Annotated in this window: 22 protein-coding genes; 10 read left to right on the forward strand and 12 right to left on the reverse strand. The window is 71.5% G+C overall.

Annotated elements, in window-relative coordinates:
* Window positions 1-96: 96 nt before the first annotated feature.
* The 5 genes from AB0D74_RS17785 to AB0D74_RS17805 all read right to left on the reverse strand — a co-directional run bounded on the left by AB0D74_RS17785 (window position 97) and on the right by AB0D74_RS17805 (window position 4454).
* Window positions 97-552, reverse strand: a complete 456-nt coding sequence (locus tag AB0D74_RS17785; protein WP_362586930.1) for a hypothetical protein — start codon at window positions 550-552, stop codon at window positions 97-99.
* 40 nt (window positions 553-592) lie between these two features.
* On the reverse strand, window positions 593-1390 hold the full coding sequence (locus tag AB0D74_RS17790) for a DUF4389 domain-containing protein (protein ID WP_362586932.1): 798 nt from the start codon (window positions 1388-1390) through the stop codon (window positions 593-595).
* An 87-nt stretch (window positions 1391-1477) separates the two neighbouring features.
* Complete coding sequence (locus tag AB0D74_RS17795) at window positions 1478-2254, reverse strand: polysaccharide lyase family 7 protein (protein ID WP_362586935.1); 777 nt, start codon at window positions 2252-2254, stop codon at window positions 1478-1480.
* Between the two features lie 134 nt (window positions 2255-2388).
* Window positions 2389-3603 carry a carbohydrate-binding protein gene (locus AB0D74_RS17800; RefSeq protein WP_362586938.1) on the reverse strand — a complete coding sequence of 405 codons (1215 nt, stop codon included), beginning with the start codon at window positions 3601-3603 and terminating at the stop codon, window positions 2389-2391.
* A 116-nt stretch (window positions 3604-3719) separates the two neighbouring features.
* Complete coding sequence (locus AB0D74_RS17805; RefSeq protein WP_362587598.1) at window positions 3720-4454, reverse strand: DUF2071 domain-containing protein; 735 nt, start codon at window positions 4452-4454, stop codon at window positions 3720-3722.
* A gap of 274 nt (window positions 4455-4728) precedes the next feature.
* Between AB0D74_RS17805 and AB0D74_RS17810 the strand changes: the two genes are divergently transcribed.
* The 4 genes from AB0D74_RS17810 (at window position 4729) to AB0D74_RS17825 (ending at window position 10097) form a co-directional block, all read left to right on the forward strand.
* Entirely contained in the window at window positions 4729-6540 is a 1812-nt protein-coding gene (locus AB0D74_RS17810; protein WP_362586941.1) for an FAD-binding dehydrogenase, read from the forward strand.
* Between the two features lie 317 nt (window positions 6541-6857).
* Window positions 6858-7961 carry a GNAT family N-acetyltransferase gene (locus AB0D74_RS17815; protein WP_362586944.1) on the forward strand — a complete coding sequence of 368 codons (1104 nt, stop codon included), beginning with the start codon at window positions 6858-6860 and terminating at the stop codon, window positions 7959-7961.
* A gap of 143 nt (window positions 7962-8104) precedes the next feature.
* Window positions 8105-8932: a PP2C family protein-serine/threonine phosphatase gene (locus AB0D74_RS17820; RefSeq protein ID WP_362586947.1), complete on the forward strand. Its 828-nt coding sequence runs from the start codon at window positions 8105-8107 to the stop codon at window positions 8930-8932.
* A 151-nt stretch (window positions 8933-9083) separates the two neighbouring features.
* Window positions 9084-10097 (forward strand): MASE1 domain-containing protein, encoded by a 1014-nt coding sequence (locus AB0D74_RS17825; protein ID WP_362586950.1) that lies wholly within the window; start codon window positions 9084-9086, stop codon window positions 10095-10097.
* Between the two features lie 69 nt (window positions 10098-10166).
* Here the strand turns inward: AB0D74_RS17825 and AB0D74_RS17830 are convergent, their stop codons facing one another.
* Both AB0D74_RS17830 and AB0D74_RS17835 read right to left on the reverse strand, forming a co-directional pair.
* Complete coding sequence (locus AB0D74_RS17830; RefSeq protein ID WP_362586953.1) at window positions 10167-10658, reverse strand: peptidylprolyl isomerase; 492 nt, start codon at window positions 10656-10658, stop codon at window positions 10167-10169.
* Window positions 10659-10734: 76 nt separating this feature from the next.
* Entirely contained in the window at window positions 10735-11655 is a 921-nt protein-coding gene (locus tag AB0D74_RS17835; protein ID WP_362586956.1) for an SGNH/GDSL hydrolase family protein, read from the reverse strand.
* 285 nt (window positions 11656-11940) lie between these two features.
* On the opposite strand from AB0D74_RS17835, the gene AB0D74_RS17840 reads away from it, so the two are divergent.
* Both AB0D74_RS17840 and AB0D74_RS17845 read left to right on the forward strand, forming a co-directional pair.
* Window positions 11941-12642 (forward strand): SDR family oxidoreductase, encoded by a 702-nt coding sequence (locus tag AB0D74_RS17840; protein ID WP_362586958.1) that lies wholly within the window; start codon window positions 11941-11943, stop codon window positions 12640-12642.
* Between the two features lie 205 nt (window positions 12643-12847).
* Window positions 12848-14983, forward strand: a complete 2136-nt coding sequence (locus tag AB0D74_RS17845) for a discoidin domain-containing protein (protein WP_362586961.1) — start codon at window positions 12848-12850, stop codon at window positions 14981-14983.
* A 20-nt stretch (window positions 14984-15003) separates the two neighbouring features.
* On the opposite strand, the gene AB0D74_RS17850 is transcribed toward AB0D74_RS17845, so the two are convergent.
* The 5 genes from AB0D74_RS17850 to AB0D74_RS17870 form a co-directional block, all read right to left on the reverse strand.
* A complete protein-coding gene (locus tag AB0D74_RS17850; protein ID WP_362586964.1) occupies window positions 15004-16119 on the reverse strand; it encodes an acyltransferase in 1116 nt (371 codons plus the stop codon).
* A 249-nt stretch (window positions 16120-16368) separates the two neighbouring features.
* Entirely contained in the window at window positions 16369-16842 is a 474-nt protein-coding gene (locus tag AB0D74_RS17855) for a hypothetical protein (RefSeq protein WP_362586967.1), read from the reverse strand.
* Window positions 16826-17317 (reverse strand): RNA polymerase sigma factor, encoded by a 492-nt coding sequence (locus tag AB0D74_RS17860; protein WP_362586969.1) that lies wholly within the window; start codon window positions 17315-17317, stop codon window positions 16826-16828. The genes AB0D74_RS17855 and AB0D74_RS17860 overlap by 17 nt, the downstream gene beginning before the upstream one ends.
* A gap of 92 nt (window positions 17318-17409) precedes the next feature.
* On the reverse strand, window positions 17410-18036 hold the full coding sequence (locus AB0D74_RS17865) for a class F sortase (RefSeq protein WP_362586972.1): 627 nt from the start codon (window positions 18034-18036) through the stop codon (window positions 17410-17412).
* Window positions 18033-18410 carry a sortase-dependent protein gene (locus AB0D74_RS17870; protein WP_362586975.1) on the reverse strand — a complete coding sequence of 126 codons (378 nt, stop codon included), beginning with the start codon at window positions 18408-18410 and terminating at the stop codon, window positions 18033-18035. The genes AB0D74_RS17865 and AB0D74_RS17870 overlap by 4 nt, the downstream gene beginning before the upstream one ends.
* Before the next feature lie 222 nt (window positions 18411-18632).
* Between AB0D74_RS17870 and AB0D74_RS17875 the strand changes: the two genes are divergently transcribed.
* From AB0D74_RS17875 to AB0D74_RS17890, 4 genes are all read left to right on the forward strand, one after another.
* Complete coding sequence (locus tag AB0D74_RS17875; protein WP_362586978.1) at window positions 18633-19070, forward strand: Fur family transcriptional regulator; 438 nt, start codon at window positions 18633-18635, stop codon at window positions 19068-19070.
* A 36-nt stretch (window positions 19071-19106) separates the two neighbouring features.
* On the forward strand, window positions 19107-21293 hold the full coding sequence (gene katG / locus AB0D74_RS17880; RefSeq protein ID WP_362586981.1) for a catalase/peroxidase HPI: 2187 nt from the start codon (window positions 19107-19109) through the stop codon (window positions 21291-21293).
* 253 nt (window positions 21294-21546) lie between these two features.
* The gene (locus AB0D74_RS17885) at window positions 21547-23253 is read left to right on the forward strand and encodes a PHP domain-containing protein (RefSeq protein WP_362586983.1); all 1707 of its coding nucleotides are present in this window, start codon (window positions 21547-21549) and stop codon (window positions 23251-23253) included.
* Complete coding sequence (locus AB0D74_RS17890) at window positions 23250-23855, forward strand: hypothetical protein (RefSeq protein ID WP_362586986.1); 606 nt, start codon at window positions 23250-23252, stop codon at window positions 23853-23855. The genes AB0D74_RS17885 and AB0D74_RS17890 overlap by 4 nt, the downstream gene beginning before the upstream one ends.
* Window positions 23856-24005 lie beyond the last annotated feature (150 nt).

A 24005-nucleotide genomic window follows, 5' to 3' on the forward strand; every position in this document is an offset into this window, starting at 1 on the left:
CTCCCCGTCCCCGGGCCGGGGCAGCCGTGGCCGCGACGTCGCCCGCCCGGCGCACGGCGTGGCCCCGCATGCCGCGCAGCCGGGTGACGACCCCGCTCAGTTCCACATCGGGTAGTTCATGACCTGTGTGTACCCCTCCGGGCGTGCGCCGGAGTAGGTCAGGTTCATCCGCGTGAAGTGCTGCACGTTCGGGTGCTTCGTCCAGGCTGTCGGGCGGTCGAGCCGCACGGTCACCGGATACTTGTGGAACTTTCCGGCCGCGCAGTACGGCTTGCAGTCGTTCACCACGTTCACGCCCTGGGCGACCGCCGTCCTGTCGTTCCACTGGGTCCAGTGCATGCCGGTGAGCAGGCTGTTGCCGTCGCCGCAGGCCAGCATGAAGTCGGTCGGCCGGAACCGCTGGTGCCAGAGGCAGTCGACGAGAACCGGGTGCTGGACGGAGGCCCGCGACGCGGACGGTGTCGGCGGCGTCGCGGACGCCGTCGTCATGCCTGCCGTGAGCAGCAGGGCCGCCCCGAGTCCGATCGCCGTTCCCACCACTGGTCTGCGCATGGTCGCTCCCGCCCGTTCGGCCGTACCTTTCCCTTCGACGCTACGACCGTCCCGCGAGATGTACCACTTGCGGCGTATTCGCGACTCCGTTCATGTCGTGGTCGCCGGTGGAGCGGGAGGCGATCTGGGTGATCAGGCCGAGGACCAGGAAGATCCAGACCAGGATCTTGGCGGCGGTGTCCAGGACCAGGGGCCGGGTGGCGGAGCGCACCTTCTCCTCGGCGGCCGGCGGATCGCCGAGGAGCCCCTTCGGGTAGACGGGCGTCAGCATGCTGGTGTAGGCGCCGAACCGCATCCGGTAGCGGGCGACCGCGGCCGTCGCCCCGAAGACCGGCCCGGGGAGCCGGCCCAGCACGATCCCGATGATCCAGAAGATCCAGCTGACCGCGAACCAGCCGGTCGTCGCGAGGTTCGCGACGATCGCCGCCGGGATCATCAGGAACAGCCGGAACAGCACCGCGAGCCGGTTCAGGGTGGTGGGACGCAGCTCGATCTGCACCGGATGGTCGGGGGCGGTGAGGGCGAACGGCGGATACCGGTCCACCAGGAGCAGGGAACTGGCCGCGACCCGGGTCTCGTAGGCGAGGTACCTGCCGAGGAACGAGGCGATCGGGTCGGGCAGCCGGCCCAGCACGAGCGCCGCGAACCAGCCGGCCACCGTGGCGAAGAACGCCGCGATGCCGAGGAAGACGAGCACGACGTACTGCGGGACCAGCAGCAGCCAGCGCAGCAGCACCGTCCAGCGGCGCTGCCGTGCCGGTGCCGGGATGTCGAGCGCCGGCCGCCACTCGGGCCCGTCCGCGGTAACGGGAGGACGTGGTCCCCAGCTCTGCGTCATGAGTCCTCCCGGCGTCCGGCCGTGGCGCGGATGGCCTCTCCATCGTGCGGCGGAACGACGGCCCCCGCCAGGGTGGACCGGGCGAACTCAGCCGTGTTTCACGGTCAGGCCGTAGAACGCGACCCGGGCTCCGTTGGTCGTGCTGTCGGAGGACGACTGGTTGTACGAGCCCGCCTTGAAGTACTGCTTGTACGGGTTGAAGGAGGACGGAATGGCGTAGTGCGTCGTGGTGCCGTTGACGGTCAGGTCGATGGTGTTCCCGCCGGAGACCGCGATGGTGTAGGTCCAGGTCTTGCCGATCGACACATGGCCCACGCCGTGCGAGGTCTGGCCGCCGTCGGGGGAGTTCTCGGTGCCGAGCACGATGTCGCCGTTGGAGCGGTAGTACAGCTCGAGGAGCGGTTTGGTGGATGAGCCGCCGGTGCCGAGGTGGATCTGACCCACGCACACGTTCTTGGTCACCGAGACCACCCGCAGCGTCGCGCTCATCCTGTGGCTGCCGCTCAGCGACCAGTTGGCGGCGCTGCCGTCCCGGTTCATCTCGCGCAGTTCGGAGCGGGCGTAGTGGGAGTTCGGGGTGGTGACGCCCTTCTCGGGTGCCCAGAAGGTCATCGCGCCGTCGCGGGTGTCGGTGTAGAAGTACGCGTCCTGGTAGCCGTTCGCGCCCTGCAGCCGGGAGGAGGAGACGGTGGTCGGCGATCCGGGGGAGCCGACCGGCTCCTGGAGCTGCCATACGGACAGGTCGAAGTTGCCGCCGGGCGCGACGTTCGGGTCCGCCGCGTCCGCGCTGCCGCCGAACAGGACGGTGAGCGCGAGGGCGAGGCCCGCGGCGGTGGGCGCCGCGAGCAGCCGGGAGCGGTTCACGTGGGGGGTCCTTTCGTCAGAGGGCCGCGCCCGGAGTTCTCACCCACAGGTGTTCATGTTTGTGAACTCCGGACGCATCCATAACCGCCGATGACCCGTGAAGGTAAAGGTCCGGACCAGTCCCGTCAAGGGGTTCAGCAGGCGCCCTCGTCCTGCCAGGGACCCCACTCGGAGGCGCCGGGCACCTCGTTCTGGGTCCACCACTTGGCCTTCCAGTTGTGGCTGTTGTACGAGACCTCGTTCCCTGCCGTGTACACCGCCGTCGCGCTCCAGGCGGTCTTGCACGAGGTGGGGGTGGGTGTCGGGGTCGGCGTGGGGGTGGGTGTGGTGGTCGGCGGGGTGACCCCGGCGAACTTTACCGAGTACTTGGCGAAGTCCCAGGCGCCCTGCGCCACGCTGGAGCAGGTCCCGGACGTGGTGCCGTTGTTGTCGACAGGGGTGCACTGGCGGTCCCGGTTCAGGGACCAGAACGTGAAGCGGTCCATGTTGTGGCTCGTGGCGTAGTCCAGCACCGTCTGGAAGTCGGCCTGGGTGAAGTACTCGCCGGTGTCGCTGCGGCCGTTCATCCCGGAGAAGCCCTCGTGGGCGTAGGCGGTCGCCTGGTCCCAGCCGAACGTCGACTGAAGGATCGCGTTGAAGTTGGTGAGCGCGCCGGTCTGCGAGGCCGCCCCGCTGAAACCGCCGTCGAACGGCATGATGGAGAAGTTGTTGGGCGTGAACCCCTGCGACTTCGCCTCCAGCAGCATCTGCTTGCCGAACCAGCCGGTGCCGTCCGCCGTGCCGGCCGTCGTCACCGACACGTACAGGCCGGGGTTGTTCTGCTGGAGGATCTTCGCGGCGCCGATCTCGTTCCTGATGGCCGCGGTGTTCTCGTACTCCGGCTCCTCCAGGTCGAAGTCGATCGCGTGCAGCCCGTACTTGGTGATCACCTGCTGGTAGGCCGCCGCCGTGGAGGCCGCGTCCGCGCAGGTCTGCCCCAGCTTGGTGCCGCCGTAGCCGCCGATGGAGACGGAGACGTCGCCGCCCCTGGCCCGGATCGTGTTGATCACCGACTGGACGGCGGTGTCCGAGGAGACCGCCGCCGTGCCGCCCCAGGTGGGCGAGCAGCCGCCGCCGTTGGGGGCCAGGACGAACGCCAGCTGGAAGGCCTTGAGGCCGGTGGCGTCCATGATGGCAGCCGCGTCCGGCGGGTTGTTGTCCAGCGGCATCAGGTAGGGGGCGGCGGCGTACCACCGGTTGCTCAGCGCCGTGGTCGCGCCCGAGGCGTTGCTCGCGACGAGCGCGGTCGTGCCGGCGGCGGCGAAGGTGACGGCGGCAGCCGCGCCCAGACATGCGCGAAGGGGTCTCACTGGTGCCTCCAGGGGGCCGGGGAGGTGGGGTGGCTCCCAGCTTCCGGAGGTGTCGCGGTCACGTCAATGAATTGGACTGGACCAAAGCTCACTTTGGACTAGACCATACGATTTCTTTACCTGTTGGCGCGGAGTACTTCCAGCGTCCCGAACCGCACCTTCACCCCGGGCGACCAGAGCACGCTGACCGGCGGCCCGGCCCTCTCCGGCAGCCCGGCAGCCGTCACCAACCCGTCCTCCAGATCGAGGAGTTCCGCACGGTGCAGCGGCCAGGGCGCGTGCTCGTTCGGCAGGTACGCGGTGCGGCCGTGCCAGGTCACGTGCAGCCCCCAGCGCGCGGTCAGGAAGTGCTCCAGCGGCGACGGCTCGGCGACCGGCGCCCCGATCCTTACGACCGCCCGGCTCGCGGCGACCGGGCGTCGCCGCCGGCAGGTGTAGGTGATCACATCGCCCTCGCGGCGCAGCCCCATCGCGGACCAGGCGTACGGCAGCCGGAACCCCAGCCGGCCCACCAGCACCGGGAGCAGCCGGGTCGCGTCCAGCGACCTGAACACCACCCCGCGGCGGCCCTGCCCGTCCACCGAGTACAGCCGTACGTTCGTCTCGCAGAAGGTGCCCAGATACGGCAGCCCCGGTCCCGGCCCGAAGCCCGTGCCCCGCATCAGGAACGGGACGAGCCCGACGTAGGTGACCCCGTCCAGGGTGTCGGGACGGGTGCCGGCGGGCAGCAGACCCGCCACCTGCTCCGGCTCCACCGGCCAGTGCAGGAAGGTCAGTTGGTACCACCCCTGGACCATCGTCGACAGCCGGACGGGGCGCGGGGTGGACGGGGTTACGGGCTCGGTCGCCACGGTCTCCATGGCACCGGTGATAGCACGCCAGTGCGAGCCGAAGGGGGCGTTCCGCGAGAGTGCGGCGGCGGCGTTGCCGACAGGTCCCGGAGGAGTTCGTGGAAGGCGCGCTCGGTCCGGACGCCGACGCCGTACGGCAGTTGGCCCGCGAGCCGGTCGCGCACGGCTCTGGTCACCGCCCCCACCTTGGGCTACCGTCGGTAACACCCTGCCGTCACGGCAGTCCCAGTCATGTCTCCCGCACCGCCCGCATCCGTACGGAAGGCAACCCCCCATGGAAAATCCCAGCGCAGGCGCCGCCGCGGCCGAAGGCTCCGAGCAGTCGTCCCGGTTCACCCGCCGTCAGGTGCTGACGGTGGCCGGCGGCGCGCTCGCCGGCCTGACCCTCGGCCAGGCCGGGGCGTTCGCCGCCGAGTCGCAGGACGCGGACGCGATCGTCGTCGGCCACGGCCTCGCCGGCCTGGTCGCCACCGCCGAACTCGCCGCCGCAGGCCGCAAGGTGCTGCTGCTCGACCAGGAGCCGGAAGCCAGCCTCGGCGGCCAGGCGTTCTGGTCCTTCGGCGGGCTCTTCTTCGTCGACTCCGACGAGCAGCGGCTGATGGGCGTCAAGGACTCGCACGACCTGGCCTGGCAGGACTGGCTCGGCACCGCGGGCTTCGACCGGGGCGTCGACGACCCGAACGGCCAGGACTACTGGGCCTACAAGTGGGCCCAGTCGTATGTGGACTTCGCCTCCGGCGAGAAGCGGTCCTGGCTCGCCGGCCTGGGCGTGCAGTGGTTCCCGATCGTGGGCTGGGCCGAGCGCGGCGGCGGCCTCGCCGACGGCCACGGGAACTCGGTACCCCGCTTCCACGTCACCTGGGGCACCGGCCCCGCGGTCGTCGAACCGTTCGAGAAGAAGGTGCGCGCCGCGGTCGCCGCCGGCAAGGTGACCTTCAAGTTCCGCTACCGGGTGGACGAGTTGGTGACCACGGGCGGCGCGGTGACCGGGGTCCGGGGCGCGGTCCTGGAGCCCAGCAGCGCGGCCCGCGGCACCCCCAGCAGCCGTACCGTCGTCGGCGACTTCGAGCTGCGGGCCCCGGTCGTGGTGGTCACCTCGGGCGGCATCGGCGCCAACCACGACCTCGTACGGCAGAACTGGCCGGCCCGGCTCGGCACCCCGCCGAAGTTCATGGTGACCGGCGTCCCCGCGCACGTGGACGGCCGGATGCTCGGCATCACGGCCCAGGCGGGCGGCCGGATCGTCAACCCCGACCGGATGTGGCACTACACCGAGGGCCTGCGCAACTACGCCCCGATCTGGCCGAACCACGGCATCCGCATCCTGCCCGGCCCGTCCTCCATGTGGTTCGACGCCAAGGGCCGCCGCTTCGGCACGCCCGACATCCCCGGCTACGACACCCTGCACACCCTCGGGTCGATCACCGCCTCCGGCTACGACTACTCCTGGTTCGTCACCACCCAGAAGATCATCGCCAAGGAGTTCGCGCTCTCCGGCTCCGAGCAGAACCCCGACCTGACCAACAAGAACGTCTGGCAGCTGCTCTCCCGGATCTGGCAGACCCCGGAGCCCATCGAGAAGTTCAAGAACAACGGCGCCGACTTCGTGGTCGCCGACAACCTCGCCGACCTCGTCACCGGCATGAACAAGCTGACCGGCGACAACCTCATCGACCTCGCCGGCCTCAAGCGGCAGATCGAGGCCCGGGACCGGGAGATCGACAACCCGTACAGCAAGGACGTCCAGGTCCAGGGCATCCGCAACGCCCTCAGCTACATCGGCGACTCGCTCAGCCGTACCGCGCCGATCCACAAGATCCTGGACAGCAGCGCCGGCCCGCTGATCGCCGTCCGGCTGAACATCCTCACCCGCAAGACCCTCGGCGGCCTCCAGACCGACCTCTCCGGACGCGTCCTGGACAGCGGCGGCTCGCCCGTCCCCGGTCTGTACGCCGCCGGCGAGGTGGCCGGCTTCGGCGGCGGCGGGGTGCACGGCTACCGCTCGCTGGAGGGCACCTTCCTCGGCGGCTGCCTCTTCTCCGGCCGGCAGGCGGGCCGCGCGGCGGCTGCGGCGACGGCTACCTGACGGCCACGGCGACGGCGACCTGACAGAAAAGACCGGAGAAGTCCGAGTCACCCCACCCCCAACCCGCCCCGACAGTGGCACCCTTGACAGCGTGCGTACTGTTTCGCCACGTTTGAGCGACACCTCCGGACCGGCGACCCCGTCGCCGGTCCGGGCCCAAGGGTGTACGGCGGGGAACAGGAGCTGTTCGTAGAGACGGCAGAACGCGGAACACGCGTTATGGGGGGGGGAGTGGTCGCGCATGCGATCCATGCGATCCAGAGGCCAGTGCAGTCATGCTTCACACACCTCGTCAGCCGAAGGGCGGTTGATCTGAGGTGGACATCACGATCCACAGACCCGGCGAGCTCACCGAGCCGCTCCGCCGGGCCTGGCACCAGGCGATGGACGAGTCGCCGGAGTACGCCAACCCCTTTCTGGCCCCGGAGTTCACGATCGGCGTCGGCAGACACCGGGCCGGCGTGCGGGTGGCGGTCCTGCGCGAGGGCGGGGAACCCGTCGGCTTCCTCCCGTACGAGCGCAACGCCCTCGGCGTCGGCCGGGCCGTCGGCCTCGGTCTCTCCGACTGCCAGGCGCTGGTGCACCGGCCCGGAGTCGTCTGGGACGCCCAGGAACTGCTGGGCGCCTGCGGGATGTCCATCTTCGAGTTCGACCACCTGGTCGCCGAGCAGAGACCTTTCGCTCCCCACGTGACCGGCACCTTCGCCTCGCCGGTGATCGACGTGAAGCCCGGCGACGGCGGATACCCCGAGTGGCTGCGCGCCACCTACCCGGGCCTGGCGAAGACCACGCTGAAGAAGGAACGGCGCCTCGGTCGCGACCTCGGCGACCTGCGCTTCGAGTTCGACGAGCGCGACCCCGCGGCCCTGCGCACCCTGATGCGCTGGAAGTCCGCCCAGTACCGGCGGACCGGACGCATGGACCGCTTCTCCCGCCCCTGGATCGTCGACCTCGTGGACCACCTCTTCCACGTCCGCGAGGAGCACTTCACCGGCGTGCTGTCCGTGCTCTACGCCGGCGACCGGCCGGTGGCCGCACACTTCGGCCCGCGCTCGGCCACCGTGCTGGCCGCCTGGTTCACCGCCTACGACCCCGAACTGCACTACTACTCGCCGGGGTTGATGATGCATCTGCGCACCGCCGAGGCGTCGGCGCGCGGCGGTGTCACCCTGGTCGACCTCGGGCGCGGCGACAAGGAGTACAAGGACTGGCTCAAGACCCGCGAACTGCGGGTGGGCGAGGGCTTCGCCACCCGCACCCACCCGGTGGCCGCGGCGCACCGCCTGTGGCGCCGACCGGTCCGCGGGCTGCGCAACACCGTCCTCGCTCACCCCCGGCTGCGCGACCCGGCGGACCGGCTGCTCAAGACGGTCGGCACGCTGCGCGCGTCCCGCCGCCCGGACGGCCTGCGCAAGGGGTGAACCGACCCGTCCGGCGACGGCCGCCCGTGCCCGGCCGTCGCCGTCACGGCCGACCGCTCGCCCGCCGTTCGCACTATGATCCTGTAAAGGTTGAAACCTAGGGGTTTGCCCAGGTGGCGACGGAGCCTCGGCCGGAGTGAGCCATGCCCCGCAAGCGTGCAACGGACGACGACGAGCTGCTGGCCAGACTGAGGTCGCTCACCGCCCAGGCGCGCGAGCGGGCCGCCTACCAGCGTTCGCAGGTCGAGCTGGCCGTCGCTCTCCAGCGCGGCATGCTGCCCCGGGACCTGCCCGACACTCCCCGCTTCCACCTGGCCGTCCGGTACGCGCCCGCCTGCTACGGGCTGAACGTGGGCGGCGACTGGTACGACGCCTTCACGCTGCCCGACGGCCACATCGGCCTGTCCATCGGCGACGTCCAGGGACACAACATCGAGGCGGCTGCCTTCATGGGGCAGGTCCGGGCGGCCATGCGGGCGCTCGCCTCGGTGACCAGCGAGCCGGGCGAACTTCTCGCGCGCACCAGCGACCTCCTGGTGTCCCTGGGCAGCGACCTCTTCGCGACCTGCACCTTCATGCGGCTCGACCCGGAGACCGGGTTGCTGGAGAGCGCCCGGGCCGGTCACGTCCCGTTCGTGTGGGCCACCGCCGACGGGAAGTCCGGGCTCGGCGAGGACGAGGGCGGGCCGCCGCTGGGCATCGAGTCCGGCACGGAGTACCCGGTGGCCCGGTACCGGCTCACCACGGGCGGCATGGTCGTGCTGCTCACGGACGGGGTGGTGGAGGGGCCGTCGCTGCCCATCGAGGAGGGGCTCGACCAGGTGGTGCGGCTCGCGGGCGTGGCCGCCGTGGCGGGCCTGGAGGCGCAGTCCCTGGCCGCCGCCGTGATCAAGGGCGCGGAACGGGTGGGCCACGAGGACGACGCGGCCGTCCTGGTCATGGGCCACGAGGACCTGGACGCCACACCCTAGCCTCCGGGCCCGGCGCAGCCTCCGGGTCCGGTGCAGCTTCCGGGCTTGGCGCAGCCGCCGGGTCCGGTACCGCCGCCGCGCCCGGTGCGCCCCCGCCGGACCGGTCGCGGGCGGTGCTCCCGCCTCGCCGAGACGGCCGCCTCGGTGTGTGATGGCTGGTGTGGTGGGTAACCAGGAGCTGCGCCGCCCGGCCGTCGTCGCCCTCCGGACGCTGGCCGTCGCCACCTGCTACTTCGCGGCAGGACGGCTCGGCCTGCTGTGCCGGCTCACCGTCGAGGGTGCCGTCTTCACCCCCATCTATCCGCCGACGGGTGTGGCGCTGGCCTGTCTGCTGGTCTTCGGCCTGGGCTGCTGGCCGGGCGTCTCGCTCGGCGCCCTCTTCCTCGTGCTGTCGATCGGCTCGCCCGGGCCCGACCTCGTGGGCATCCTCGTCGGCAACACCGCCGGTCCGGTCTGCGCCTTCCTGCTGCTGCGCCGGGTCGGCTTCCGCACCGACCTGGGCCGGCTGCGGGACGGTCTCGCCCTGGTCTTCCTCGGCGCGCTCGCCGCCATGCTGGTCAGCTCCACCGTCGACGTGATCACGCTGATTCTCGTCGGCAAGCTCGACGCGAACCATTTCTGGCCGATCTGGCTGGCGTGGTGGGTCGGCGACGCGATGGGCGTCCTGATCGTCACCCCCGTCCTGCTGGCGCTGTTCCAAGCCCGTCGGCCCCCGTCCCCGGCCCGCTGGCCGGAGGGTCTGGCTCTCACGGTCGTCGCGGCCGTCGTGATCCCCCTGACCACGCTCAGCTCCCTGAGCGCGCTGTTCCTCGCCTACCCGCTGCTGATCTGGTCCGCGCTGCGGTTCCGGCTGGTGGGGAGCGTGCTGTGCGCCCTGTTCACGTCGGTCGTGGCCGCGGTCGCCGCGACGCACGGGGTCGGCGCGTTCGCCCGCCTGTCCCACGTCGAGGTGATGCTGAAACTGCAGATGTTCAACGGCTCGCTGGCCCTGACCGCGCTGCTGCTGTCGGCCGTCATCACCGAGCAGCACAACACCCGGCGCTCCGTGGCGGAGGCCTGCACGGAACTGGCCGAGGCCCTGGAACACCTCACCGCGCACGACTCCCCGGCCGGACGCGCCCCGCCGGAGGCGGCGGAACCGCGGAGCGGGCGCGACACGCGGTGACCGACGCCGAGGGGGGACCGGGCGAGCCGCCCGGTCCCCCCTCGGAAAGATCCCGGTCCGGGACCGGGATCAGACGGTGCCGCTCGCCGTGATCTCGACCTTGGCCTTGGGGGTGCCGCTCTGCGAGCCGTAGCCCTCGATCCGGTCGACGATGTCCTGGCCCTCGACGACCTCGCCGAAGACCACGTGCTTGCCGTCCAGCCAGGACGTCACGACGGTGGTGACGAAGAACTGCGAGCCGTTGGTGTTCTTGCCCGCGTTGGCCATGCTGAGCAGGTACGGGCGGTCGTGCTTGAGGTCGAAGTTCTCGTCCTTGAACTTCTCGCCGTAGATGCTCTTGCCGCCGGTGCCGTCACCGCGGGTGAAGTCACCGCCCTGGAGCATGAACTGGGGGATGATCCGGTGGAAGCCGGAACCGGCGTACCCGAAACCGTGCTGCCCGGTGGCGAGCTCACGGAAGTTGCGGGCCGTGTCGGGCACCACCTTGTCGAACAGGCTGAACACGATCCGGCCGGCCGGCTCGTTGTTGATCGAGATGTCGAAGTAAACGTTGTCGCTCATGCAGGTCAACCTATCGCGAACCGTCCTACGGGGCCGCACGGCCCGGGGTGTCGGGCCGTGCGAGCGCCACGGGCTCTCAGTAACGCCGCTCCAGCCGGTTCAGCACGGCCTGGGCCATGGCCGCCTCGCCCTTGGCGTTGGGGTGGGCGGGTGCGGCCGGGGAGGCCGGCTGGAGGGGCTCGATCCAGCGGTCGGCGGGCGCCTTGCACATGTCGTGGCCGACGGTCGGGCCGTAGGTGTCCACGTACCGGGCACCGTTCCAGGCGGCGACCAGGCGCAGCATGAGGTTCAGCCGCTTGCCGGTGTCCCGGAGGTAGGGGAAGTCCTTGGCCGCGAAGGGCACCGTCGGGTAGCAGCCGCTGCCGTCGTCCGGCAGCAGGTCGGGGTAGCCGACCACCAGGATCCGGGCGTGCGGGGCCCGGGCGCGGACCGCCCGCAGCACCTTGTCGACCTTGGGGGCGGTCTGCGCGATGGTGACCGTCAGCTGGTCGGTGCCGGACGCGTTGTAGTACTGCTGGCAGGGGTTGCCCGTCAGGTCCTTGGAGCTGAGGGCCGCGCAGGTGCCGATGATCGTGCTGAACCCGATGTCGTTGCCGCCGATCTGGACGGTCACCAGGTCGGTGCTCCGCTGCACGGCGTCGAGCTGGGGGCCGTTGGTGCCCTGTGCCTTCCACATCTCGACGGTGGTCGCGCCGGAACAGCTGACGTCCTTGAACGCGCTCACGTGCCGGGCCGCCGCCACCAGCGAGGGGTAGTTGTGGTCGGAGCGGGCGCAGTTCGCGTCGACCTGGGTCGGGATGAGCGGGCCCGAGGTGTAGGAGTCGCCGAGCGCCACATAGCTGGTGCCGCGGTCGTGGCCGGAGCCGTGGCCGCCGCCGTGCGCCGCGGCCGGTGCCGTGGACGCGGCCACCAGGGCGCAGCCGCCCAGCGCCGCCGCCACGGTGGCCCTCCGCCGGTGCCCTCTGGCCGAACCGCCGGACGGGATGCCGTACGCCATGGAGATCCCCCCTGGAACCAGGACGCGCACGGAACCGGTCCCGACGGGCGGCCCGCACGCGTGTGTCGGGGGTCTGTATACCGCCCAGTAGGAGTCCGTAGCCAGAGGTCGGACGCAATCGACTGGATCGAGTAACCAGCCCTGCCCGTAAGGACATCGGGTCCGGCCGTCGGCCTGGTACGGCCGTCCGCGATTGAAGTTGGAAACCGATCGGTTTACGATGGGCGGCGAACGGAGGAAACCGATCGGTTTCCGATCTCTGTGCACATCTGGAGCGTGAGTGTCATGACCGCTATCAAGGACTCCGTCGTCCTCGTCACCGGCGGCAGCCGCGGCGTCGGAAAGGCGCTGGTGGAGGAGTTGTACGCACGCGGCGCCGGCAAGGTCTACGCCACCGCCCGCGACCCGCGGTCGGTCACCCACCCCGACGCGGTGGCGCTGCCCCTGGAGGTCACCGACCCCGCCTCCGTGGCCGCCGTCGTCGAGCAGGCGCAGGACGTGACGGTCCTGGTCAACAATGCCGGGATCGCCCTCGGCACCCAGTTCCTGACCTCGTCGCTCGACGACATCCGCCGCGAGTTCGAGATCAACTTCTACGGCCCGCTGCTGCTCGCCCGCGCCTTCGTCCCGGTCGTCGAGCGCAACGGCGGCGGCCACATCCTGAACGTCCACTCGGTGCTGTCCTGGGTCGCCGAGGGCGGCGCCTACAGCGCCTCGAAGGCGGCCTTCTGGTCCCAGACCAACAGCCTGCGGCTCGCGCTCAAGCCGCGCGGCATCGGCGTCACCGGCCTGCACATGGGCTACGTGGACACGGACATGGCCGCGCACGCCGACGGGCCGAAGGCGAAGCCCGAGGACATCGCCGCGGCGGCCCTCGACGGCGTCGAGTCGGGCGCCTACGAGGTGCTCGCCGACGACATCACCCGCTGGGCCAAGGGTGCCCTGTCGGGCGACCTCGCCGCCATGTACGCGCAGCGCGGACTGTGACATGCGGCCTGCGGCAGGGGGGTGTTCGTCCTGCGGCGGTTCGTCCCGCGGCGGTCCCCGTGACCTGCCGCGGGGCCGCGCCGGCTGAGAAATCCACTCCCGAAGGCTTGCCGCCCAGTTGCCTCACCACTTAAATCAAAACCTGAACTAAGCCGTGTGGTGCGGTCGTTGTCCGCACCCCCACGTCCACTTCAGGGAGCCGCTGATGAGACGACTGAGATCCCTGGGCGTAGTGCTCGCCGCCATGGCGGCGCTGCTCGCCCTGCCCGCCGCCCACGCGCCGGCGGCCCATGCCGCCGACGTTCCGCTGTCGCAGGGGAAGACGGCCACCGCCTCCTCGGAGGAGAACGCCGGGACCACCGCCGCGAACGCGGTCGACGGCAACACCGGCACCCGCTGGTCGTCCGCCTTCACCGACGACCAGTGGCTCCGGGTCGACCTCGGCGCCACCGCCCAGGTCAGCCAGGTGGTCCTCAACTGGGAGACCGCCTACGGCAAGGACTACAAGGTCCAGATCTCCGCGGACGGCAGCAACTGGACCGACCTGCAGTCCGTGACCGGCGGCGACGGCGGCACCGACACCCTCACCGTGTCCGGCCAGGGCCGCTACGTCCGGATGCTGGGCGTGCACCGCGCCACCCAGTGGGGCTACTCCCTCTGGGAGTTCCAGGTCTACGGCACCACCACCGGCACGCCCCCGGTCCAGGGCGGTGGCGACCTCGGCCCCAACGTGATCGTCGTCGACCCGTCCACGCCGAACCTCCAGGCGAAGTTCGACTCCGTCTTCGCCCAGCAGGAGTCGGCGCAGTTCGGCACCGGCCGCTACCAGTTCCTGCTCAAGCCGGGCACCTACAACGGCATCAACGCCCAGCTCGGCTTCTACACCTCGATCTCCGGGCTCGGCCTCAACCCCGACGACACCCAGATCAACGGTGACGTCACGGTCGACGCCGGCTGGTTCAACGGCAACGCCACCCAGAACTTCTGGCGTTCGGCGGAGAACTTCGCCATCACGCCGTCCAACGGCACCGACCGGTGGGCCGTGGCTCAGGCGGCCCCCTTCCGCCGTATCCACGTCAAGGGGGGTCTCAACCTCGCCCCGAACGGCTACGGCTGGGCCTCCGGCGGCTACATCGCCGACTCGAAGATCGACGGCACCGTCGGCCCGTACTCCCAGCAGCAGTGGTACACCCGCGACAGCTCGGTCGGCGGCTGGACCAACGGCGTCTGGAACATGACCTTCTCCGGAGTCCAGGGCGCACCCGCGACCGACTTCGCCACCGGCTCCTACACCACGCTGGACAACACCCCCGTCTCGCGCGAGAAGCCCTTCCTGTACCTGGACGGCAGCACCTACAAGGTCTTCGTCCCCGCCAAGCGGACCAACGCCCGGGGCGTCTCCTGGCCGGCGAACGCGGGCACGTCCATCCCGCTGGACCAGTTCTACGTCGTCAAGCCCGGCGCCACGGCCGCCACCATCAACCAGGCCCTCGCCCAGGGCCTCAACCTCCTCTTCACGCCCGGCATCTACCACCTCGACCGGACCATCGACGTCACCCGCGCGGGCACCGTGGTCCTCGGCCTCGGCCTCGCCACCCTGGTCCCGGACAACGGCGTCGACGCCCTGCACGTCGCCGACGTCGACGGCGTGAAGCTCGCCGGGTTCCTCATCGACGCGGGCTCCGTCAACTCCGACACCCTGCTGCGGATCGGCGACCCCGGCTCCACCGCCGACCACTCCGCCGACCCCACCACCATGCAGGACGTGTTCGTCCGCATCGGCGGCGCCGGACCAGGCCTCGCCACCAACTCGGTCGTGGTCAACAGCAACAACGTCATCATCGACCACACCTGGCTGTGGCGCGCCGACCACGGCAGCGGAGTCGGCTGGACCACCAACCGCGCCGACTACGGCCTCCGCGTCAACGGCAACGACGTCCTCGCCACCGGCCTGTTCGTCGAGCACTTCAACAAGTACGACGTCTACTGGCAGGGCGAGAGGGGCCGCACGATCTTCTTCCAGAACGAGAAGGCCTACGACGCCCCCGACGCCGCCGCCATCACCCACGACGGCGTCGTCGGCTACGCGGCCTACAAGGTCGCCGACACCGTGACCAGCCACGAGGCGTGGGGCCTGGGCAGCTACTGCAACTACACGGCCGACCCTTCGATCGTGCAGTCCAACGGCTTCCAGGTGCCCACCGGTTCGGGGATCAGGATGCACGACCTGCTGGTGATCTCCCTGGGCGGCATGGGCCAGTACGCGCACGTCGTCAACACCACGGGCTCACCGACCTCGGGGACCGGCACGGTCCCGTCGAAGGTGGTCCAGTTCCCGTAGCCGGGTGAGCGCCGGGCCCCTCACGGGGCGCTGCGGGGCCGCCGTCGCAGCAGGAGGCGTCGCGCGGGTCGCTCGACGCCCTCGTAGAGGAGCCAGGAGAGGCCCAGTGCGACGGTGAACGCGGCGGCGGCGACGGCGGTGCCGGTGAGCAGGTGGAAACGCGGGCGGGTGCCGAGCAGGTGGGTGCCCGCCCGCAGGACCAGCAGATGGACCATGTAGAACGCGAACGACAGCTCGCCCAGGCGGACCAGCCACCGGCGCCGCCACAGCGAGGGCAGGCCGCGCAGGTCCGCGACCGCCGCCGCCGGGATGAGCAGCGCGAAGCCCGTGATGGTGCAGGCGGTGGCCGCGTACTCGGCGGTGACCTGCGGGACCAGGAAGTAGCCGATGATCGCCAGGGCCAGCGACGCCTCCAGGCCCGGGCCGCGCCACCGGCCGAGCAGCACCAGCCGCGCGGTGGCCGCGCCCAGCACGAACTCGGGCAGCCGGGCGGCCGGGAACGAGCTGATCGGCTGCGCCCACCAGTGGTGCGCGTCCGTCCAGGCCAGCGCCAGCACGGTCAGCACGGACAGCGCGGCCACCGCCGTGGCGCCCCGCCCGCCCAGCCGGCGCAGCACCAGCGCCAGCAGCGGGAACGCGGCGTAGAAGAAGGCCTCGCACGCGAGCGACCAGCTGACCGGGTCCAGGGTCTGCCACCACGGCCGCCACCAGGAGTGCACCAGGAACACGTCGGCCAGGCCCTGCAACAGGGTCGGCCGCGGCTGGCGGGGCAGCGTGCACACCATGACCAGCGCGAGGGCGACGGTGACCAGGTGCACCGGGTAGACCCGGGCGATCCGCCGCCACCAGAACCGCGTCGCCCGGTCGCCCGGCCGCGCGGACCACATCAGGACGAAGCCGGAGAGGACGAAGAAGAACGACACCCCCGAGGCGCCGGCCTCGAACCCCCAGGACACGATGCGACCGCCGGTGCCGCCGAAATACCGGAAGTTGTGCACGTGCAGCCCGAAGACCAGCAGTGCGGCCATCCATCTCAGTCCGGTCAGGGAGGGCAGCGAAGGGGAGGCGGGCGGGAGGGTGCGGGCGGGTGGTGCGGCGGCCGGAGCGGTCAGAGGGGCCTGGGTCGCCGTCGTCATCGAGTCACCTGCCGGAGGGTTCGCGCGTGGAGCATGAAACGGAGCGTTGCCCGTTCCACGCCTTTCATTCCGGCCTCGTACGAAACATCACACCAACGCCGAGCCGCAGCCTCGGCCATCCGGGCCGTCGCTCCCGCCGTGCCCCGCACGTCCCGGAGTGGCGTCTTGACCCGCGCCTTTGGGGCGCGGGCGGTGCGTCGGGACACGGGGCACGGACGGATGACGCAGGCCGCCGCCGCGTTGACGCCGCTACCCGGGGGACGCCGTGGCGACGGCGCTCGGCCGGTACCCGGACGGGACGTCCCGGACCGCGGAGGGGACGGCTTCCGACGGGGCCGTCGACGCTCCCCGGGCGGGAGCCTGTGTGGTCTCCCGCCGGTTCGGGGCGACGCTGGGGCTCGCGCTGGGGGCGGCCGGTGTCGGGTGTCCCGACGAGCGGTGCGGGGCGCTGGGGGTGGCGGCCGGCGGGGCGAGGGGCACCTGCGGGGAGGCAGGCGCCGCGGGTGCCGTCAGGTGCAGCGACAGGGCGACGCAGACGGCGACGGCACAGGTCACCCCGGCTCCGGCCGCCGTACGGACCAGGCGGCGGCGGCTCGCGGCGCGCCGGATCTCCCCGTAGCGGCCCGGCGGCGGACCGAGGTGGGCGGCCGGCGGACGCAGGATCACCGCCAGCGGGTCGTCGGGGCCGTCGAACTCGGGCTCGTCGTCAAGGCGTGTGGTCAAGGCTTCTCCTCAGATGACCGCGGAGCAGTTCTCGGGCCGCGTGCAGATCGGCCTTGACGGTTCCTTCCTTGCGCCCGGTCAGCTCGGACACCTCCCGGATCGGCATGTCAGCGTAGTAGTGCAGCAGGATCGGCACCCGCAGTCGCTCCGGCAGCGACTGCACCAGCAGCCGTACCGAGGGGTCGGCCGGCTCGGCGTGCGGGCGGGTCGCGGCCTCCGATCCGACCCGGCGCACTGTCCGGCGCTCGCGCTCCAGCTTGCGCCAGTGGTCCCGGACGAGGTTGGCCGCGGTGACGTAGAGGAAGCCGCGCGGCTCCTCCACCTTCGTCCACCGGGCCCACAGCCGGGTGAAGGCCTCCGAGGCGACCTCGTGCGCCGTCTCGTCGTCGTCGACCAGACGGCGGCACCAGCCGGCCAGGCGCGGGTACAGGGCGGCGAACAGCTCGGAGGCCGCCGTGTCACGGGACCGTTTCAACGTTCTCCAGGGTCGAGGGGGGACTCACTCGTCGGGGAGGATGCGGGACCGGCGGCGTACGTTCCACCGGTCCCGCATCCGTTTCCGGCGGGTCAGACGGTCGTGCCGGTCAGCGTGGCGAAGACGATCACGTTGTCGAGGTAGCCGTCGCCGCCACGCGGACCGCCGCAGGTGATCAGCCGCAGCTCCGGGCGGTCCACGTCCCCGTACACGTCCCGGGTCGGGAACGCGGCCTTGGCGACCGTACGCACCTTGTCGACGGTGAACACCGCGGACCTGCCGTTCTCCAGGCGCGCCACGGCCTGTTCGCCCCGGCGCAGCTCCGCGAGCCGGCGGAACACCCCGTCCCCGTAGGCGCCGACCGTGACATGGCCGAGGATCACCGCAGGGCCGGTCTGCCCCGGGGTGGGGGAGTAGCGGTACCAGCCCGCGCGGTCGTGCGCGGTGACCGGTGGCACCTGCACCGTGCCGTCGGCGGCCAGGCCGAGCCGCAGCAGCGGGGTGTCGACCCCGATCGCCGGGATGCGCAGCCGGACCGGCGTGGAGCGGCCGAGCGCGGTGGGCGTGCCGGAGGCGGCCGTGGCCGTGGACGAAGGCGGTGCGGACGCCGGCTTCCGGTGGGCGGCCGGGGCCGTCCGGTCCGGTGCCCGGCCCGCGCAGCCCGCCAGCAGCGAGGCCGTCGCGGCGGTGACCAAGGCGCGCCTGGAGAGGGGGGTCATGCCCCGGTCGCCCGGCGGCGACGGACGGCGAACACCGTCGCGCCCGCGGCGAGGACGGCCGCCGCCGCACCGCCGCCGATCAGCGCGCTGTCGGAGCCGGAGCCCGAGGAGGGCTCCGTCACCCCGGTGTCGGGCGCGCCCTGCGGCACCGCCGCGACCTGGTGCGAGTCCCGGGACGGAACGGGGCTGGCGGCCCTCGTGGGCTCGGTGGACGGGGCCGCGGACGGGACGGCGGACGGAGCGGCGGAAGCCGCGGCGGACGGCGCCACGGTGGCGACCGGGCTCGGGGCGGTGCCGCCGGCGAACGCGGGCACGGTGGCGGCCAGCACGGCGGTGCAGGCGAGGGCCGTGGCGCTCAGGACAGTTCGGCGCATGAGGACGCTCTCTCTCGTCGGCCCGCCGTGGTCGGGGCGGGCTGAGTTACGGATCGAGCGGAGAGACGACCCGGCACCGGGTCAGGTTGTAAAGAGATGGCAAAGTCGAGCGGCGGGTGGGGCGGCGCGGGGCGGGTGGGGCCGGGCGTTGGCCGGTTCGCCACCAGACTTGAGTGGTTTGTTTTCTTGAATCACTCGTGTTTATGGAGATAGGTTGGTGTCATGACCGCCTCCCAGCCCCCGACGACCGCCGATGAGCTGCGCGGTGCCGGCCTGCGGGTGACGGCCGCCCGCGTCGCGCTGCTGGAGACCGTCCGCCACGGCGACCACCTGGACGTCGAGGCGATCGCCTCGGGCGTCCGCGACCGGGTGGGCCACATATCGCTTCAAGCCGTGTACGACGCGCTGCACGCGCTCACCACGGCACGACTCATACGCCGCATCGAGCCGGCCGGCAGCCCGGCCCGGTTCGAGGGGCGGGTCGGCGACAACCACCACCACGTCCTGTGCCGGTCGTGCGGTGCCGTCGCCGACGTCGACTGTGCGGTCGGTGACGCCCCGTGCCTGACCGCTTCGGACGACCACGGCTTCGCGATCGACGAGGCCGAGGTCATCTACTGGGGCCTGTGCCCCGCATGTTCCACCGTCAGCAGTTCCTGAGTATGTCGATCCGCCCTTTCCGGAAGGATTTCCCCCATGTCTGAGGCCCAGGAGAACGCGGGCAAGTGCCCGGTCGCGCACGACCGCGCACCGCACCCGACCCAGGGTGGCGGCAACCGCCAGTGGTGGCCCGAGGGGCTCAACCTGAAGATCCTTGCCAAGAACCCCGCCGTATCGAACCCGCTCGACGAGGGTTTCGACTACGCCGAGGCGTTCCAGAACCTCGACCTCGCGGCCGTGAAACGTGACATCGCCGAGGTGCTCACCACCTCGCAGGACTGGTGGCCGGCCGACTTCGGCAACTACGGCCCGCTGATGATCCGGATGGCCTGGCACAGCGCGGGCACCTACCGCATCTCCGACGGCCGCGGCGGCGCCGGTGCGGGCCAGCAGCGCTTCGCCCCGCTCAACAGCTGGCCGGACAACGGCAACCTGGACAAGGCCCGCCGGCTGCTGTGGCCGGTCAAGAAGAAGTACGGCCAGGCCATCTCCTGGGCCGACCTCATGATCCTCACCGGCAACGTGGCCCTGGAGTCGATGGGCTTCGAGACCTTCGGCTTCGGCGGCGGTCGCGCGGACGTCTGGGAGCCGGAGGACGACGTCTACTGGGGTCCCGAGAAGGTCTGGCTCGACGACCAGCGCTACACCGGCGACCGTGACCTGGAGAACCCGCTCGGCGCCGTCCAGATGGGTCTGATCTACGTCAACCCGGAGGGCCCCAACGGCAACCCGGACCCGATCGCCGCGGCCCGCGACATCCGCGAGACCTTCCGCCGGATGGCGATGAACGACGAGGAGACCGTCGCCCTCATCGCCGGCGGCCACACCTTCGGCAAGACCCACGGCGCCGGCCCCGCGGAGAACGTGGGCGCCGAGCCCGAGGGCGCCCCGATGGAGCAGCAGGGCCTGGGCTGGAAGAGCACCTACGGCAGCGGCAAGGCCGGCGACGCGATCACCAGCGGCCTGGAGGTCACCTGGACCACCAAGCCCACCCAGTGGAGCAACGACTTCTTCTCCATCCTCTTCGGCTACGAGTGGGAGCTGACCCAGAGCCCCGCCGGCGCCAACCAGTGGGTGGCCAAGGACGCCGAGGCGATCGTCCCCGACGCGCACGACGCGTCGAAGAAGAAGCTCCCGACGATGCTCACCACCGACCTGTCGCTGCGCTTCGACCCGATCTACGAGCCGATCTCGCGCCGCTTCCACGAGAACCCCGACCAGTTCGCGGACGCCTTCGCCCGCGCCTGGTTCAAGCTGACCCACCGTGACATGGGCCCGAAGTCCCTGTACCTCGGCCCGGAGGTCCCGGCGGAGACGCTGATCTGGCAGGACCCGCTGCCCGCGGCCGAGGGCGAGGCCATCGACGCGGCCGACGTCACGGCCCTCAAGGCCAAGCTCCTCGACTCGGGCCTGACGGTCGCGCAGCTCGTCTCCACCGCCTGGGCGTCGGCCTCGACGTACCGCGGCAGCGACAAGCGCGGCGGTGCCAACGGCGCCCGCATCCGCCTGGAGCCGCAGCGCGGCTGGGAGGCCAACGACCCCGACCAGCTCGCGCAGGTCCTGCGCGTCCTGGAGGGCGTCCAGCGCGACTTCAACACCGGCGCCAAGAAGGTCTCCCTGGCCGACCTGATCGTCCTCGGCGGCGGGGCCGCGGTGGAGAAGGCCGCCAAGGACGCCGGTGTCGAGATCGAGGTGCCCTTCACCCCGGGCCGGGTCGACGCGACCGACGAGCACACGGACGCCGAGTCCTTCGCGGCCCTGGAGCCGACCTCGGACGGCTTCCGCAACTACCTCGGCAAGGGCAACCGCCTGCCCGCCGAGTACCTGCTCCTGGACCGCGCCAACCTGCTCGGCCTGAGCGCCCCGGAGCTGACCGTCCTCGTCGGCGGCCTGCGCGTCCTCGGCGCCAACCAGGGCGGCTCGAAGCACGGCGTCCTCACCGAGACGCCGGGCGTGCTGACCAACGACTTCTTCGTCAACCTGCTCGACATGGGCACGACCTGGAAGTCCACCTCCGAGGACCAGTCCACCTTCGAGGGCCGCGACGACAGCGGTGCCGTCAAGTGGACCGGCACCCGTGCCGACCTGGTCTTCGGCTCCAACTCCGAGCTGCGCGCCGTCGCCGAGGTCTACGCGAGCGACGACGCCAAGGAGAAGTTCGTGAAGGACTTCGTCGCCGCCTGGACGAAGGTCGCCAACGCGGACCGCTTCGACCTGGTCTGACCGACGGTGGTCCGACCGACGGCGGTCTGACCGACCGGGCCCGATGCCCGGACCGGCTCCTTGCGAGCCGGTCCGGGCATTGCCGTCTTTACGGCTGCTTGGCCAACTCCCCACCAGGACAAGTGCGTAGCGCGCTGCACATGAGTCGTTCTTTACCCCACCATGACCTCGACTCCCGTTGTTCATGCGACCTTCGCAGACTCTGCACGTCCTGAGCCATCCCCCGTACCGGCCGCCCGCGGGAGTTCCGAACATGAGCCACGGTCACAGCCACGACCACGGTCACCACCACCATCACCACCACGGGGACGGCGACGCCGCCTCGTCGCTGCCGCCCGCCCTCGATCTGTCCGTCCCCGACGCGGAGCTGACGCCCGGTCAGCTCTCCCGCCGCTCGATGCTGCGCCGCACCGGCCTGCTCGGCGCCGGCCTCGCGGCGGGCAGCGTCCTCGCCGGCGCGGGCCAGGCCGCCGCCTCGGTCTCCTCCGCCCACTCCCAGAACGGCCGGTCCGGCGGCTACCTGTGGCTGGCCGGCGACCACCACATCCACACCCAGTACAGCTCCGACGCCAAGTACCGGGTCATCGACCACGTCCGGCAGGCCAACGCGCACGGCCTGGACTGGATGGTCATCACCGACCACGGCAGCGAGGCGCACGCCAAGATCGGTGTCGAGAAGGTCAACCCGGACATCGTCGCCGCCCGCGACCGGATCGAGGACACCCTGGTCTTCCAGGGCCTGGAGTGGAACATCCCGGCCGCCGAGCACGGCACGGTCTTCGTCCACCCCGGCAAGAACGAGGTCGCCGTCCTCAAGGAGTTCGAGAACTCCTTCGACGGCTCGGTGAAGGGCGCCTCCGGCAGCTCCCCGGCCAACGAGGCGCTGGCCATCTCCGGCCTCAACTTCCTCGCCGAGCAGGTGCAGCGCCGCAAGGTCAGGGACGCCCTGTTCCTCGCCAACCACCCGGCGCGCAAGGGCATCGACTCCCCGCACGAGATCCGCGCCTGGCGCGACGCCCAGCCGTCGATCGCGGTCGGCTTCGAGGGCGCCCCCGGCCACCAGGCGGGCGGCCTGCCCAAGCCGAACGGCCCCGGCTCGGCCCGCGGCATCTACGACAACAGCCCGAGCGCCGACTCCTTCGCCGGCTACCCGCTGGAGAGCTACCGCACCTGGGGCGGCTTCGACTGGATGACCGCCACCGTCGGCGGCCTGTGGGACAGCCTGCTCGCCGAGGGCAAGCCCTGGTGGATCACCGCCAACTCCGACTCCCACAACGTGTACGCCGACACCGCGGTGCGCGGCCCGAACAGCGACTTCAACGCCAACGGCCGCTACGAGGACCCGGTCTACGGCACCGGCATCAGCCTCACCGACACCGACTTCTGGCCCGGCCAGTACTCCCGCACCCACGTCGGCGCCTCGTCCTTCTCCTACAAGTCGGTCATGGACGGCATCCGGGCCGGCCGGGTCTGGGTGGACCACGGCGGCCTGATCAGCGGCCTCGACGCCCAGCTGCGCTCGGGCTCCCAGGCGGTGACCCTCGGCGACGTGCTGCACGTCCGCAAGGGCAGCAAGGTCGACCTGGTGATCGAGATCAGCCTCGCCAACGGCCCCAACTGGGCGCAGTTCGTGCCGTCGCTGGCCCGCGTCGACGTCATCCAGGGCGACGTCACCGGCAAGGTCGGCGACAAGGACACCTTCGCCACGCCCGCCACCAAGGTCGTGAAGTCCTTCGAGGTCAACAAGGCCACCGGCACGGTCAAGCTGACGTACTCCCTCGGCCGCCTCGACAAGCCGGTCTACGTCCGGCTGCGCGGCACCGACGGCAACCGCTCCGCGGTCGGCTTCAACGGTGCCGCCGTGGACCCGGCCGGCCCGGCCATCGACGTCCTCGGCGACGCCGACCCGTGGAAGGACCTGTGGTTCTACTCCAACCCGATGTGGGTCCTGCCCGCATGACCTCCCCGCACCACGCGTCCGGCGTCCGCTCCGTCATCGGGGTGGACGCCGGTACGGCGTCCCTGCGCGAGGCCGACCACCTGATCCACCGGCTGCTCGACCGGCCGGCGGTCACGGAGGGCGTGTTCGCCTGCACCCACCTGTTGCGCACCGACGAACGCCGGGGTACGACGGTCTCGCTGGCCGTCCCGCACGCGGACGTGGACGCCGTGTGGCGCGAACTCGTCGAGGCGCTCCCGGAGGGCTCCGGCCTCGCCCTGGCCGACCGGACCCACGGCCCCGCGGACGCGGTGCACGGTGCCCGGCTGGCCGCCGCCGCGCCCCCCGCCTCGGGCCGGGCCGTGGCCTACCCCGGTGTGGCACACCTGGCCGGCACCGTCACCGTCGCGGACCTGCTCGGCCGCACCGCCGTCGAGCGCCTGGTCGTGCTCGGCGCGCCGGATGCCCGACTCCCGCTCGACACCGAGGTCCTGACGCAGGATCACGTCCGTCCGGAGTGGCGCGACGGCGTCCTCACCCTCGCCCTGGTCCCGGCGGCGGGCGGCCGGCTGGCCCCCTTCGAGGTCCCCAACCCCACCCCCTGCTGCGCGGACCACGCCTGACGCGAGGGTAACCCCTTAGTGACATGGCCTGGTCAAGTCTGTCAGGCTTCCGACTCGCACCACTTCGCATCGCGTGAGGCCGCCACCGGCGCACCCCAGCCGGACCGGCGGTCACTCAGCAGGCCATGACCCGGCCTCCGCAAAGGAGTT

The organism is Streptomyces sp. NPDC048278, from assembly GCF_040652195.1.
In the GTDB taxonomy this organism is placed as follows: Bacteria; Actinomycetota; Actinomycetes; order Streptomycetales; family Streptomycetaceae; genus Streptomyces.